This window comes from Lachnoclostridium sp. Marseille-P6806 (assembly GCF_900625025.1).
In the GTDB taxonomy this organism is placed as follows: domain Bacteria; phylum Bacillota; class Clostridia; order Lachnospirales; family Lachnospiraceae; genus CAG-791.
Genome location: NZ_LR130575.1, coordinates 86,297 through 101,992 on the forward strand (window position 1 = coordinate 86,297; position 15,696 = coordinate 101,992).

The 15,696-nt window shown below is 58.0% G+C and carries 7 protein-coding genes and 4 tRNA genes; 10 read left to right on the top strand and 1 reads right to left on the bottom strand.

Annotated features, from left to right (window positions below):
- The first annotated feature begins 38 nt into the window (after positions 1 to 38).
- The 3 genes from E0E20_RS02780 to E0E20_RS02790 are packed head-to-tail and all read left to right on the top strand — an operon-like array spanning position 39 to position 7,112.
- A complete protein-coding gene (locus E0E20_RS02780; RefSeq protein WP_242622630.1) occupies positions 39 to 1,091 on the top strand; it encodes a M50 family metallopeptidase in 1,053 nt (350 codons plus the stop codon).
- Positions 1,092 to 1,139: 48 nt separating this feature from the next.
- Positions 1,140 to 2,201 (top strand): flavodoxin-dependent (E)-4-hydroxy-3-methylbut-2-enyl-diphosphate synthase, encoded by a 1,062-nt coding sequence (gene ispG, locus E0E20_RS02785; RefSeq protein WP_130836570.1) that lies wholly within the window; start codon positions 1,140 to 1,142, stop codon positions 2,199 to 2,201.
- A 54-nt stretch (positions 2,202 to 2,255) separates the two neighbouring features.
- Positions 2,256 to 7,112, top strand: coding sequence for a PolC-type DNA polymerase III (locus E0E20_RS02790; RefSeq protein ID WP_130836571.1), 4,857 nt, complete (start codon positions 2,256 to 2,258; stop codon positions 7,110 to 7,112).
- Here the strand turns inward: E0E20_RS02790 and E0E20_RS02795 are convergent.
- Positions 7,069 to 8,310, bottom strand: a complete 1,242-nt coding sequence (locus tag E0E20_RS02795; protein WP_130836572.1) for a helix-turn-helix domain-containing protein — start codon at positions 8,308 to 8,310, stop codon at positions 7,069 to 7,071. The two genes, E0E20_RS02790 and E0E20_RS02795, sit on opposite strands and share 44 nt — an antisense overlap.
- Positions 8,311 to 8,474: 164 nt before the next feature.
- Here E0E20_RS02795 and E0E20_RS02800 point away from each other — a divergent pair, with 164 nt between their 5' ends.
- From E0E20_RS02800 to E0E20_RS02830, 7 genes are all read left to right on the top strand, one after another.
- A complete protein-coding gene (locus E0E20_RS02800; RefSeq protein ID WP_130836573.1) occupies positions 8,475 to 9,899 on the top strand; it encodes an MFS transporter in 1,425 nt (474 codons plus the stop codon).
- Positions 9,886 to 12,330, top strand: coding sequence for a beta-glucosidase (locus E0E20_RS02805; RefSeq protein ID WP_130836574.1), 2,445 nt, complete (start codon positions 9,886 to 9,888; stop codon positions 12,328 to 12,330). Before E0E20_RS02800 ends, E0E20_RS02805 begins: the two co-directional genes overlap by 14 nt.
- A gap of 41 nt (positions 12,331 to 12,371) precedes the next feature.
- Positions 12,372 to 14,960 (top strand): family 78 glycoside hydrolase catalytic domain, encoded by a 2,589-nt coding sequence (locus E0E20_RS02810; RefSeq protein ID WP_130836575.1) that lies wholly within the window; start codon positions 12,372 to 12,374, stop codon positions 14,958 to 14,960.
- Positions 14,961 to 15,076: 116 nt separating this feature from the next.
- A tRNA-Glu gene (locus E0E20_RS02815) sits at positions 15,077 to 15,148 on the top strand.
- Positions 15,149 to 15,206: 58 nt separating this feature from the next.
- Positions 15,207 to 15,289: transfer RNA gene (locus E0E20_RS02820), tRNA-Leu, on the top strand.
- Positions 15,290 to 15,332: 43 nt separating this feature from the next.
- Positions 15,333 to 15,416 (top strand) — tRNA-Leu (locus E0E20_RS02825).
- 98 nt (positions 15,417 to 15,514) lie between these two features.
- Positions 15,515 to 15,588: transfer RNA gene (locus E0E20_RS02830), tRNA-Val, on the top strand.
- Positions 15,589 to 15,696: the final 108 nt, after the last annotated feature.

Sequence of the window (15,696 nt, forward strand, 5' to 3'; positions counted from 1 at the left end):
GGTTCCGGCCTTGTTCCGCTTGGTATTGAGGAAAAAATATGTCCATGCTTGTCAGTGTTCTGATTTTTCTTCTCATTTTCGGAGTGATCGTCACAGCGCATGAGCTGGGGCATTTCGCCATCGCCCGCAGAAACGGCATCCGTGTCCGCGCCTTTGATCTCGGCATGGGGCCGACGTTCCTGCACAGGAAGTTCGGGGAGACGGATTTCTGTCTCAAGGCCTTTCCCATCGGCGGTGCCTGCATCTTTGACGGGATGCCAGGGGAGGAGAGCGCGTCGGATGCGCATTCGTTCGCGGGGGCGTCTGTCTGGGCCCGGATTGCGACGGTGCTGGCGGGGCCGGCGGCGAACTTTCTCATCGGCTTTGTTCTGGCAGTGATCATCGCCGCGTTCAGCGGTACGGACCGCCCGGTGGTCGGCTCCGTCATGGAGGGCTCTGCGGCGGAGGCGGCCGGCATCGAGGCTGGCGATGTGATTACGCGGATCAACGGGCGGGCGATTCATCTTTACCGGGAGGTCCGTCTGGAATCCATGATGAATTACGGGGAGACGATGGACATCCGTCTTCTGCGGGACGGAGAGGTGCTGACCGTCACGCTGACGCCGCGCTATGATGAGACGGACGGACGGTATTACATCGGCATCATCGGCAGCGGGGAGTATACGGAGTGCCGCGGCTTTGATGTGTTCCGCTGCGGCTATTACGAGTGTGAATACTGGTTTCGCGCGACATGGCAGTCCATCGGGCTGATCTTCCGCGGGCATTTCTCCAGCAAGGATCTGTCGGGACCGGTGGGCGTGGTCAAGGCGGTGGACGATACGTATCAGGCGACGAGGCCCTACGGGATTCCCACCATGATTCTCAGCTTCATGAATCTGACGCTGCTGCTCACCATCAATCTGGGGATCATGAATTTGCTCCCCATCCCTGCGCTGGACGGCGGGCGGCTCCTCATCTACCTCGTCGAGGCGATCCGCAGAAAGCCGCTGTCCGCAGAGAAAGAGGGCCTTGTGACGATGGCGGGGGCGATCGCGCTGGCGGCGCTGATGGTATTTGTGCTGTTTCAGGACATTACGAGATTTTTTGAATAAAGTTTTTTTGCAGGCGGAGAGAGCTTTTCATATTAGAAGAGGCCGGTTATGACATATCGTGAGCATACAAAAGAAGTAAAGATAGGAAACCGCGTCATCGGAGGAGGAAATCCGATTCTGATTCAGTCGATGACCAACACGCGCACGCAGGACGTCGAGGCGACGGTGGCGCAGATCCTTCGTCTCGAGGAGGCGGGCTGCGACATCATCCGCTGTACCTGCCCGGACGAGGAGTCGGCAAGGGCGATCGGCGAGATACGCCGGCGGATCCATATCCCACTGGTGGCGGATATTCACTTCAATTACCGCATGGCAATCGAGGCCATCCGCAGCGGTGCGGACAAGGTGCGCATCAATCCGGGCAACATCGGCGGAGAGGATAAGCTGGCAAAGGTGGTCGCGGAGGCGAAAGAGCACGGCGTGCCGATCCGCGTCGGTGTTAATTCCGGCTCTCTCGAGCGCGAGATGATCGCGAAGTACGGCGGAGTGACCGCGCAGGGGCTGGTGGACAGCGCGCTCGATAAGGTCCGCATGATCGAGAACTGCGGCTATGACCGCATCGTCATCAGCATCAAGTCCTCGGATGTTCTGATGTGCATCGAGGCGCATGAGCTGCTGGCAAAGCAGACGGATTATCCGCTTCATGTCGGCATTACCGAGGCGGGGACACTGTGGAGCGGCAACATCAAGTCCTCGATCGGCCTCGGGGTGATCCTCCATGCGGGCATCGGCGATACCATCCGCGTGTCCCTGTCGGGCGATCCGGTGGAGGAGGTCCGTACGGCAAAGCTTCTTCTGCGCACGCTGGGACTGCGCAGGGGCGGCATCGAGGTGGTATCCTGTCCTACCTGCGGACGCACGCGCATTGATCTCATCGGCCTTGCGGACCGGGTTGAGGCGATGGTGGAGTCCTACCCGGCGCTGGACATCAAGGTGGCGGTGATGGGCTGCGCCGTGAACGGACCCGGAGAGGCCAGAGAGGCGGACATCGGCATTGCCGGCGGAGACGGAGAGGGAATTCTCATCAAAAAGGGGCAGATTGTGAAAAAGTTTCCGGAGGAGCAGCTTCTCGCAGTGCTGAAAGACGAGCTGGATCACTGGAACGAGTAGAGAACGCCCCGAAGCGCCTGCCGGAGAACCGGAGGCGGGCGGATAAAGGAGATCATGGCAAAACCGTTTTTTGAAGTTTTTCCGAGAATGCAGGTCACGAAGGAGCTGCATGATATGTTTTCCGAGACCGGGGTGGAAAAGCTGGCGACGAACCGCGAGCATACCCGGTACAAGTTGACGGTCCGTTCCGAACATCTGATTCACAGAAAATATATTTCCTCAATGGAGCAGGCTCTCGTCCGTCAGGTGTTCACCCAGCCGGGGACCGAGGTCTATATCCGGGATCTCTACACGCTGTCCTCGCAGTTTGGCCCGGAGTCCCTGATGCGGGCATACCGGGACAGCCTCGCGTTTGAATTCGGTCTCCGCTCTCGCGTGGCGGCGTCGCTGTTCCGTGAGGCCGAGATCCGTTATCCTGAGGAAAATGTGATCCGCATCGATCTGGAGGACTCCTGCTTTGCGCGGGATCACGCGGGCCGCATGCAGGAATTTCTGGAGAGAGTGTTCGGGGAGCGCTGCGGGATCCCTGCGCAGTTTGAGTTCTGCTACCACAGGGCGCCGGAGAAGAAGCTCATTCACGAGGCGCCGGAATGGAAGCCGATGACGGAGGAGGCGCTGCGGGCTGCGTCCGCGGGCGCAGCCCGCAGCGGCGCGGAACGGGAAACGGCCGGGGAGCCGTCCGGCGGACGATCAGAGCAGACAAGGCAGGGTGCCGTTCAGGAGAGAGCGGCGGCGAGAGCGGCAGCAGGAGAGAGCCGGGGCGGCGAAGCGCCGGGAAGCGGCGGACGCGGCACGGTTCCTCCGCGCCGGGAAAAGAGCGCCCCGGGCGGACGCGGCGGGCGATTCCGGAGAGAGGACAGAGGGGGCTTCGGGGGCGGGTACCGCCGCTCGGAGGATCCGTCCTGTCTCTACGGCCGCGATATCGATCCCGAGACGCCGGTCATTCCGATTTCGGATATCATCGGCGAAATCGGGGAGGTCACGATCCGCGGCAGGATCATGAACGCGGAGAGCAGGGATATCCGCAACAACAAGTCCATCGTGAAGTTCTCGGTGACAGACTTCACGGATTCCATCTGGTGCAAGCTGTTCCTCGGCACGGAATATGTCGAGGAGTTTCTGCGTGCCGTAAAGCCGGGCGCTTTCGTCAAGGTGCAGGGAATGACGCAGAACGATTCCTATGATCACGAGGTGGTCATGGGGTCTCTTCGCGGCGTGCAGTCCATTCCGTCCTTTCTGGTAAAGAGAAAGGATAGCAGCGAGGCAAAGCGTGTGGAGCTTCACTGCCACACGAAGATGAGTGATATGGACGGCGTCTCCGAGTGCCGGGATCTGGTGAAGCAGGCCTATGAGTGGGGAATGCCGGCCATCGCCGTCACGGATCACGGGAATGTGCAGGCGTTTCCGGACGCCGGGCATCTGCGGGCGGAGCTTCTCGATGCGGAGAACCGGAGACGGCGGGAGGAGGGGCTTCCTCCCATGGATACGCAGAAGTTCTTCAAGGTGATCTATGGCCTTGAATGCTATCTGGTCGACGATCTGAAGCCGGTCGCGGAGCTGGGGAGCCGCGAGAACGCGGGCACCCGGCTTGATTCCTGTACTTATACGGTGTTTGATATCGAGACGACGGGACTCTCGGCAGACCGGGACCGCATCATCCAGATCGGCGGCTACCGCGTGGAGCTGTTCCGCGAGGAGCCGGAGGCGGCGCAGTCATCCGGCGCGGTGGGGACAGAGCAGGGAAAAGAATCGTGGAAAGATGGAGAAGCGGCCGGAGCGGGCGCTCCCGCCGGGAAAATCACGGGTCGCATCGCGGGGGGATTTTCCGAGCTGATCGACCCGGAAATTCCGATTCCCTATCTTATTCAGAAGCTCACGCAGATCGACGACAATATGGTCATCGGCCGGGATACGATCGACAAGGTTCTGCCGCGCTTTCTGAAATTCGCGGAGGGGACGGTGCTGGTGGGGCATAACGTTGCCTTTGACTGCGGTTTTCTGAGAGCCAAGTGCCGGGAGCAGGGGCTTCCCTTTGATTTCACATGGACGGACACCATGGGCATGGCGCGCGCGGAGCTGCCGGGGCACAACAATTACCGTCTGGAAACCGTGGCCAGAGAGCTGGGGGTCGTGCTGGATCAGCATCACCGGGGTGACGCGGACGCGCTCTGCACGGCGGAGATTTTCTTAAAGCTCCTGCCGCTTCTCGAAAGGGACGGGGCGGTGACGTTCGGCGTGCTGAACAAGCTGAATGAGAGCAATGCGGATGTCGTGAGCCATCTGAAATATTTTCACTGTATCATTCTTGCCAAAAACGTGACGGGGCGGACGAATCTCTATCGTCTTGTGAGCGAATCGCATCTGAAATATTTTGCGCGCAGGCCGCGAATCCCGAAGAGCCTCCTTGTGAAGTACCGGGAGGGGCTGATACTCGGCTCGGCCTGCGCCATGGGCGAGCTGATGAGCGCCATGATCGACAGCCGCTCGGAGCAGGAGCTCGCGGGGATCGCGGACTTTTATGATTATCTGGAAATTCAGCCCATCGCCAACAATCGCTTTCTCATCGAGGCGAGAAACCGGAACGGCGAGAAGCGCTATCCGGAGTTCAACACCGACGAGGATCTCCGGAATCTGAACCGCCGGATCGTGGAGCTGGGGGAGAGGCTCGGAAAGCCCGTCTGCGCTACCTGCGACGTGCATTTCAAGGACCCGCAGGATGAGATTTACCGGAGCATTCTGCAGCGGGCGATCGGTATTTCCGAGGAGGAGCCGGCGCCTCTGTATCTTCGCACGACGGATGAGATGCTCGAGGAGTTTGCCTATCTCGGGCCGAAGAAGTGCGAGGAGGTGGTCGTCACCAATACGCGCCGGATCGCGGATATGATCGACGTGATTTCACCGGTGCGGCCGGACAAGTGTCCGCCGGTCATTCTTCGTTCCGATGAGCTGCTGCGCGAAATCTGCTACCGCAAGGCGCACGAGATGTACGGGGATCCTCTGCCGCAGGTCGTGGAGAGCCGGCTGGAGAGAGAGCTGACCTCGATCATTAAGAATGGCTACTCGGTCATGTACATCATTGCGCAGAAGCTGGTGTGGAAGTCCAACGAGGACGGGTATCTTGTGGGCTCCCGCGGCTCGGTCGGATCTTCCTTTGTGGCGACGATGGCGGGCATCACGGAGGTCAATCCGCTTGCGCCCCATTATCTCTGTCCGAATCCGGAGTGCAAATGCTCGGACTTTGATTCGCCGATTGTGAAAGAGTACGAGCTCCGCACCGGGATCGATCTGCCGGAGAAGATGTGTCCGAAATGCGGGACGAAGATGCAGGGCATCGGCTTCGGCATTCCGTTTGAGACCTTTCTTGGCTTCAAGGGGGACAAGGAGCCGGATATCGACCTGAATTTCTCGGGCGAGTACCAGTCCAAGGCCCACGCCTACACGCGGGTCATTTTCGGAGACAAGCAGACGTTCAAGGCGGGAACCATCGCGACCGTGGCGGACAAGACGGCCTACGGCTATGTGCGCGGCTTCTTTAAGGATCAGGCGGAGGAGGCAAGGGCGCGGGCGGAGCTCTCGGGCGGCAAATCGAATGAGACGGCGGTGGAAAAGCGGCAGTGCGAGATGGAGCGGATCGCCGCGGGGCTTGTCGGCGTGCGCCGTTCGACGGGACAGCATCCCGGCGGCATCGTCGTGCTGCCGGTGGGCGAGGAGATCAACACCTTTACGCCGACGCAGCATCCCGCCAACGACATGACGACGGATATCATCACGACGCATTTTGACTATCATTCCATCGACCACAATCTGCTCAAGCTCGATATTCTGGGGCACGACGATCCGACCATGATCCGCATGCTGCAGGATCTGACCGGCGTGGATCCTATGGGAATTCCTCTGAACGATCCGGCGGTCATGAGCCTGTTTCAGTCCACGGAGGCGCTCGGCGTGCAGCCGGAGGATATCGGCGGCGTCCGGGTCGGAACACTGGGCATCCCAGAATTCGGCACGAAGTTTGTCATGGGGATGCTCGAGGCGACGAAGCCGACCACCATGACGGAGCTCGTCAAGATATCCGGCCTTTCTCATGGGACGGACGTCTATCTGGGCAATGCGGAGCTTCATATTTCGCAGGGGGACTGCACGCTTCTCACCTGCATCGGCTGCCGCGACGATATCATGTCCTATCTGATTGCGCAGGGGCTCGACAATTCCATGTCCTTTAAGATCATGGAGAACGTCCGGAAAGGAAAGGTGGCAAAGGGCGGCTGCAAGGAGTGGCCGGCATGGAAGAAAGAGATGCGGGACAAGGGCGTGCCGGACTGGTACATCGATTCCTGCCAGAAGATCAAATATATGTTCCCGAAAGGCCATGCGGCGGCCTACGTCTGCATGGCGCTCCGGATCGCGTGGTTCAAGGTGTATGATCCGTTGGCCTATTACTGCGCCTATTTCAGCATCCGCGCGACGGATTTTGACTATGAGATCATGGCGCAGGGCAGGAATCACCTGCTCGCGGTGATGGAGGATTATGAGCGGCGCCGGGACACTCTGACGGCCAAGGAGCAGGCGACCGTGGAGGATATGAAGCTGGTGCAGGAGTTCTATGCCCGGGGCTTTGAGTTTCTGCCGATCGACCTTGCGCAGGTGCAGAGCCGGATCTTCCAGATCATAGACGGAAAGCTCATGCCGTCCCTCAGAAGCATCGGCGGCATGGGTGAAAAGGCGGCGGACGCCGTAGTGGAGGCGGTGGCGGCAGGGCCCTTTACCTCCAAGAACGATTTCCGCAGCCGGACCAAGGTCTCACAGACCAATATCGACCAGCTTTCCGCGCTGGGTATTCTGAAAAATCTTCCCGAGACGGATCAGATCAGTCTCTTTGATCTGATGGGCGGGGGCTTTGCGTCGCTTTGACGGAGCGGGCGGCGCTCATGCGGAAGCTGCGGGGCGTCGTTCCGTATTTTTTCTTAAAGACATTCTGAAAATAGGCCTGCGTGGAAAAGCACAGGTACTCGCTGATTTCACTGATGGTTTTATCCGTGTAGCGGAGGAGGCTCCGCGCCTCCTCGAGCTTCCGCCGCATGATGTAGGAGCTGATGTTAAAGCCCAGCTCCCGCTTGAATTTTTTGGAGAGGGTGCTCCGGTTCATATGGAGCGCCGCGGCGGTCTGCTCCACGGACAGCGGCTGATTGATGTGGTTGGAAATGTACTGGATGCACCGGAATATTTCCTGCGACATGCCCTGCGGAATTTTGGATTCCGCGACCCGTCTTGTAAAATCGCAGACAGCAGACTGATTGAGCATCTGCACGGCGTCTGCGTCCGTCATTTTTTCCATTTCCTGAATGTAGGTGTCCGACAGCTGGTATGCAGTCTCGATATCAAGTCCCCCGGCGATGGCGTGTCTTGTATACATCGTGATGGAGGCGACAAAAATATTCTTGGTCTGCCTCACATAGTCCGGACCGACGGAGCCCTCCCGGAGAGGAGGAATGGCTTTGAGAAAACTGTCGAGGCCCGCCACGTCTCCGGCCTCCACCAGCCCGTAGTATTCCTGTTCGAAGTAGAAGGTGTCGTGATAGTTTTCGTTCTCCTTTCTTTCCATCAGCGTATCGGAGTGGACTTTCCCGATTTCCTCGGCGTCCTTTGCCTTTGTCGGCTTGTAGATATCCATCACGCTCCGAAGCTCGCCGCTCAGCTGGTAATGAATCATCGACAGAATACTTAAAAACTGGTGCAGCGAAAACGTGGGAGTTCTCTCGAAAAAAGCCTGCGCCTGCAGCTTCATGTCCGGATTGAGGCCGTAGGAGTCCGTGATGTTCCCGATCATTGCGGGCGTCAGGGGAAAGAGGGAGACCGGTCCGATTACGACATCCTCTCCGCAGTCCTCGTTTCTCACGATGCCGAGGTACAGCAGCTCATCGACGGCAAAATAGTCGAAGAGGAGGCCCTCCATGGCGGCCGCGTTCCGATAGGATGAAAGAGCGCCGTCCGGAAAGGACCACCCGGGCAGCGTGAATACGAGCTCCTGCCCGCGGAAATAATGGACAGGCATAAAGGTCGCATTATATAAGAGGGTCAAAAAATCAGCCGTTGCCGCGGTTCTTTTCATCGTCAGTTCCCCGAAAGTCTCTTTGTTACAATATATTTCACACAGCTACAATAATCCTATCCGCCGGAATGCTACACTGTCAATATCAGAGAGGCTGTATTTCATGGGAAGCCCCATGAACTATGACAGCGGAGCAAAGCAATTGCGGATAAGGAGAAAGAGCGATGGCGGGGAAACCACTCGGAACAGACAAATTCGGCGTTCAGAAAGTGATGCGGAAGAGAGACTATCTCGCGGATTCGCTGGGACAGTTTGCGCTGAACTCCATGTCGGGCCTTGTAGGCCAGCTTACATATTTTTATACGGATAAGGTCGGCATGGCGGCGGGAGCCGTCGCCACGGTGTTCTTTCTCTGCAAGATCATCGATGCCTTTACCGACATCATCATGGGACATATCGTGGATCATACGGCGCCGGGCAGGGAGAAGTACAGGCCGTGGCTTCTCAGGATGTCCGTTCCTGCGGCTGTGATTCTGGTCATGCTGTTCACGGTTCCGTCCGGCTTTTCCGCTCCCGCGAAAATCGCCTATATGTTTATCACGAATATCCTGCTGACCGCCGTCGTCTATACGGCGATCTGCATTCCCTATGCCTCGCTCATGGTTGTGCGGACGAACAGTCAGGAGGAGAGAGGCAACATGGGAATCTGGCGTGCGGCGGCCGGCTATGTGTCGGGCATGATCATTGCGATCGCCATTATTCCGGTCACAAACGCGCTCGGAGGGAATCAGTCCGCGTGGATTAAATTTGGCGTCGGCTTTGCGCTTCTGGTTCTGCTCACACTTCTGATCTGCTATCTGCGGGCCAAGGAGCAGGCTGTTGAAACCGGCTCGGACGCGGCTCCGGAGACCGAAGAGGAGGAAGAGAGCGTTCCGTTCGGGCAGGCGATTGCCAATCTGTTCCGCAATAAATACTGGGTGATGATTCTGGTCATGGGGGTTCTGTCCAACGTGTCATACGGGATCAGCGGGTCCTCGGGCACATTCTACTGCAAGCTGATTTACGGCGACGACAACCTTGTGGGGATCCTCGGCGCCGTCGGCCTGATTCCGACCCTGCTCGGCTTCATTGCCGTCGGCCCCATGGTAAAAAAGCTGGGCGTCACAAAGACGCTCAAGATTTCTTTCTTCATCGGGACAGCGGCGACAGCCGTCCGCATTATCAACCCGACGCACTTCTGGTACAACACGGTCATGGGCTGTTTTGCCAGCTTTGCCAATATTCCCATGATGTGTCTCCTCGGCGTTATGGCAGCCATGGCGATTGATTACAACGAGTATAAATATGACAGGAGAATGGTGGGCACCAGTCAGGCGGCAAGCGGCTTCGGCGGCAAAATCGGTTCGGGCATCGGCGCCTCGCTGGTCGGATGGTGCCTCGGCTTCGCGGATTATGACGGCTTATCAGAAATCGTGACGCCGGCGGTGCGGCAGGCGGTGTACACGTTTGGCATTTATATTCCGCTTGTGCTCTTTGTCATCATGCTTGCGCTCACTCTGCGCTTTGATCTGGAGGCGAAGCTCCCTGCCATGCGGGAGGAAATTGCAGTAAGAAAACAGCAGCGGAGGCCGGAAAATGGAACAGTATGAGAGGGATCACCTTGCACTGGTGACGGACAACGCGGCGGAGTGCACCGTGTTGCTCCGCGCAAACGGAGCTTTTCCGCTGGAAAAGCCGGGAAAGCTGGCGGCGTTCGGCTCCGGCCTGCGCTATACCGTAAAGGGAGGCACGGGCTCCGGCGAGGTAAATTCGCGCTTTCAGTACAGCATAGAGCAGAGCCTTGAGCGCGAGGGCTTTGAGATCACGACGAAGAGCTGGCTCGACGGCTATGACCGGGTGAGGAGTCTTTCGAAGAAAGCGTTTTTCCGGGAGCTCAAAGCGGAAGCCAGAAGAAAGCATGAGAACGTATATCTGTACGCCATGGGAAAGGAGATGAAGGAGCCAGACCATGAGCTGCCGCTGGAAAAGTCCGGGGATGCGGCGATCTATGTGCTGAGCCGCAATTCCGGAGAGGGGAGTGACAGAGAGGCGACGGAGGGCGACGTCATGCTCTCGGCGTCTGAGCTCCGGGATATTTTGGCGCTTCAGAGGATGTATGAGCGCTTCATGCTCGTGCTCAACGTGGGCGGCGTGGTGGATCTCTCGCCGCTTGACGGGGTGGAGAACATTCTGCTGCTCTCACAGCTCGGCGTGGACAGCGGAAAGGTGCTCGCGGACATTCTTACAGGCAGGCAGAATCCCTCCGGAAAGCTGACGACGACATGGGCGGCGTGGGAGGAATACAGCCGGGAGGGGACGTTCGGCGACTGGAATGAAACCAGATATAACGAGGGCATTTATGTAGGCTATCGTTATTTTGACACATTCCGGAAAAAAGCCCTGTTTCCTTTCGGCTACGGCCTTTCCTACACCAGCTTTGCAAGCAGGGTATGCTCCGCGGAGGCAGCGGCAGATACCGTCACTCTCAGGATCCGTGTGAAGAACACGGGGACACGTGCGGGCAAGGAGGTCATTCAGAGCTATGTGTCGCCTCCGTGGAGGAAGCTGGACAAGGCGTATCAGGAGCTCACGGGTTATGCCAAAACCGCCCTGCTGGCTCCGGGCGCGGAGGAAGAGCTGGTCATCCGCTTTGCGCTGTCCGATTTTGCGTCCTATGACGAAGAGGGAGCCGCATACATTCTCGAGGCCGGGGACTACATCGTCCGGGTGGGGAACAGCTCTGTCTCGACGGAGATTGCAGCCGTGATTACTCTCGATGAAACGGCGGTCGTGTTAAAGACAAGAAACTGCCTCGGTACGCCGGATTTTACGGATATCAGACCGAAGAGGCCGCGGCCGGCGGCGGAAACAGCGGAGAAAATCCCTGCGGAGGCGGTCAGGCTGTCCCTCCGTGCGGTCGATATCAAGACGGCGGAGGCTGTTTATGACGCTCCGTATGAAGTCGATGAGCGCGTAAAAGCCCTTTCGGATGAGGAGCTTGCCTGTCTTCAGATCGGCAGCTTTGATCCGGACGCCAGAAGATTCAGCGTCATCGGCAACGGGGCGCTCCATGTCGCGGGCGCGGGAGGAGAGACGACCTCGCAGCTTGCAGGCAGAGGAATCTCACCTCTTGTCATGGCGGACGGTCCTGCCGGCGTGCGGGTGGCGAGGCAGTATTATGAGGACGAAAAGGGCGCCCACGACGCTTCCGGCGGCGGCATGATTCCGGAGAGCATGCTGGGGCTGATGAATCCCTTTGTGAAATTCATTGCAAAAAAAATATGCGGCTCTTCCAAGCCGCCGAAGAATGCCGTCATCAAAGAACATGCAGCCACCATGATTCCGATCGGAACAGCGATTGCGCAGAGCTTTAACACAGAGCTTGCCAGAGCCTTTGGCGATCTGGTCGGACGCGAAATGGAGATGATGGGCATTCACCTCTGGCTTGCCCCGGCGCTCAACATCCACAGAAGCATCCTGTGCGGAAGAAACTTTGAGTACTACTCGGAGGATCCGCTGGTCTCGGGGCTTACCGCAGCGGCTGTCACGGAGGGGGTGCAGGCGCACAAGGGGTGCGGGACCACCATCAAACACTGCGCCGCGAATAATGCCGAGACGAACCGCTACTGCAACAACAGTCAGGTCAGCGAGCGCGCCATGAGGGAAATCTACCTCAGGGGTTTCGGCATCTGCATCAGAAAATCGCAGCCCGCGGCGGTCATGACAAGCTACAACCTGCTGAACGGGACGCATACTTCGGAGCACAGGGGCCTTATCGGGGATATCCTGAGGAGCGAATTCGGCTTCCGGGGCATCGTCATGACGGATTGGGTCATCGCGATGATGACGAGCGCTGCATCCGTTCACAGAAACGCGCTCTCCGACAGGGTCTCGGCCGCCGGAGGCGATCTCTTTATGCCGGGGAGCAGGCAGGATTACAGGAATGTAATGCAGGCGTTAAAGGATGGCAGGCTCACGAGAGAACAGCTCGAAATCAACGCGACAAGGGTACTGCGGGCCGTGGACCGGCTTGCCCGGTAAGGGAAAAGGAAAACGCCGCCGGCTTCGGGGAGGAGCGAATCATGAAAGCGATGCATCTGCGGGTGGAATATTTGACGGATCCCATCGGAATCGATTTTATCCGGCCGAGACTCAGCTGGACCTGCGAAAACGGGGTAAAGCAGACCGCATACCGGATTGTCGCAAAAAGCGATGGAGGAAAGCTGCTCTGGGACTCCGGCCGGGTCGAATCGGATCGGATGCACCTTGTCGAATGGGGCGGCAGCGCGCTTGCAAGCCGCACGGCTGTCGTCTGGACCGTTACGCTCTGGGATGAAAACGGAACGCCGCAGACCAGCGAAGCGGCCTCCTTTGAGATCGGCCTTGTAAGCGCGGGCGACTGGACGGCGAAGTGGATCACGGGGAACTACCGGCCGGAAAAGAAAAAGAGATATCCGGCGGACTGCTTCCGGAAAACGTTCCTTATTTCTCCGGACAGGCGGGTCATGAAAGCGAGAGCGTATATGACGGCCTGCGGCGTTTATGAGGGCAGGCTGAACGGCCGCCGGATCGGACGCTTTGTTCTCGCGCCCGGAATTACGGATTACAGAAAGCGCGTGCAGTATCAGACGGCGGATGTGACGGAGCTTTTGCAGGAGGGCGAAAATTCGCTGCGCTTTATGCTGGCGGACGGCTGGTACCGCGGCTCCGTCGGCGCGTGGGGAATGAAAAACTACTACGGCAGCGAGACGAAGCTTCTGGCGCAGCTTGAAATCACATACGACGACGGAACGACAGATGTCGTCGCGACAGACGGCACATTCGAGTGGTCCGATGCGGGGCCGGTCCGCTTTGCGGATAATAAGGACGGGGAAATCTATGACGCCAGAATGGAAATTCCGGAGGCCTCCTCATGGAAAAAGGCAAAGTGCAGCTCGCATGCGGTGATTCCCTCGGCCTCGGATAATTTCCCGCTGACGGAGCAGGAATACTTCACGAACCCGGAGCTCATCATCACGCCGTCGGGGAAAAAAGTGCTCGATTTCAGGCAGAACATTGCGGGCATTGTTTCCTTTCACCTTGAGGCAAAGGCCGGGCAGAGGATCTTCCTGCGCTTCGGCGAGCTTCTGAAAGACGGAGAATTTACGCAGAAGAATATCCAGTGCGTGAGAAAGCATTACCGGACGCCGCTCCAGCAGGTCGAATATTTCTGTAAGGACGGGGTCAATGAATACAGGACCGCTTTTGCGATCTTCGGCTTTCAGTACATCGAGGCGGAGGCGGATTTCGATATCAATCCGGCGGATTTCACGGCGATATCCGTCTATTCCGATTTTGAGACCACGTTCCGCTTTGAGAGCTCGAATGAGCTGCTGAACCGCTTTGTTGCCAACACGCTCTGGTCGCTGAAGAACAATTCCGCCGACCTGCCGACCGATTGCCCTACGAGGGAGCGGCACGGCTGGACGGGCGATGCGCAGCTTTTTCTGAATACGGCGAGCTATATGGTCAACTATGCCCCCTTTGCGCTCAAATTTGAAAATGATCTGTGCGACTGGCAGGGGGAGGACGGCAATTTCCCGCAGATCGCACCGGAGGGCGGCACGGATTCCTATATGCGGGGAATGAACGGCTCCGTCGGCTGGTCCGACGCGGGCGTGCTGATCCCGTACCGGCTCTGGAAAAAGTACGGAGACAGGAAAATCATTGAGAAATATTATGACAATATGAAGCGCTATGCGGAATACATGATTTCGCGCACGGGGAAAAGCAGCTTCATCATTTCGGAGAAGACGGGACTTTCCCGGGCCGACACAAAATATCTGTACAATACGGGGCAGCATTACGGGGAGTGGGCGGAGCCCGCGGACGTGCACGCCATGAGTTACAGGGATTTTATGACCTCGCGCCCGGAGGAGGCCACTGCGTATCTTTTCTATATCATGGATATCATGGCGGAGATCGCCGGGGCGCTCGGGCGTGAGCAGGATGTCCCGCGCTATGAGGAGTACCGGGACGGTGCGAAAGCGGCCTATCGGAAGCTGCGGAAGCTGAAAAAGTACACCCTTGACACGGACCGGCAGGCGAGGCTTGTGAGGCCGCTCTATTTCGGGCTTTTTGATGAAGAGGATGCGGCCTTTGCAAGGAAGCGGCTGGTGCAGGCTCTCGAGCATTACCGCTGGAGGGTGGGAACCGGCTTTCTCTCCACGCCGTTCATCCTCTATGTGCTGGGGGATATCGATGCGGAGCTTGCGTACCGGCTTCTGGAAAACGAGGAAAAACCGGGCTGGCTGTGTATGCCAAAGGCCGGCGCGACGACCATCTGGGAGGACTGGGACGGCCCTGACTCGGATAATGGAAAGGGCGGCGGGATCGCCTCTCTGAACCACTATTCCAAGGGCGCGGTGTGCGAGTGGGTCTTTGAAAAGATGTGCGGCGTGAAAGTGGACGGGGAGAATCACTTTACGCTGGCTCCGGTCCCCGGCGGGCATTTTACGCATGCCGGCCTGTCCTATGACAGCGTGTACGGTACGGTGCGCTGCGCGTGGAAGAAGAATGCGGATGGAAGCTTCTCATATGATGTCACGGTGCCCGCGAACACGACGGCGCGCTTTCTTTCGGGCGGCCGGACGGAGGAGCTTTTGCCCGGACGTCATCATATAGACGTATAAAACGCGGGAGGAAAAGTAAATGTTAAAAAAGTACTTGCCAAAAAGAAAACGCTGAGATATACTAACATTCGTCCCAAGGACAGGGATACGAACGGGAAACACGGTTCCGTTCGCATGGCTCGTTGGTCAAGGGGTTAAGACGCTGCCCTCTCACGGCAGAAACACCGGTTCGATTCCGATACGAGCTACTGACTGTTTATATAAAACAGTCCAACCCGAAAGTCGCGTTCCGCGAGGAAGCGATGCGCAGGAATGGCGGAATGGCAGACGCGCAGGCTTCAGGTGCCTGTTGTGGCAACACAGTGAGGGTTCAAGTCCCTTTTCCTGCATTCTCCGCAGAGAGCTTCGGCTTTCTCGGAAGAGAAGTCAGATGCGGAAGTGTCGGAATTGGCAGACGAGCAAGACTAAGGATCTTGTGACCGAAAGGCCGTGTGGGTTCAAGTCCCATCTTCCGCAGTTGGACCCGGAAAGCAGGCGCTTGTCCGGGTTTTATCTTAATCGGTGATTGTAGACGGCCGCAAGGGGCCGCCGGGAAACGCCGCAGTTATTGATTCGGGACGGTAGCTCAGCCGGGATGAGCGTTCGCCTCACACGCGAGAGGTCACGGGTTCGATCCCCGTCCGTCCCATTTTTTAGACACAGTCGAAGATCATCGGCTGTGTTTTTTTATAAAATAAAAAGGAAATCGCCCTCCGGCGGAGAATATATAAAATATAGGCGTTGATTCCCCGGGCGG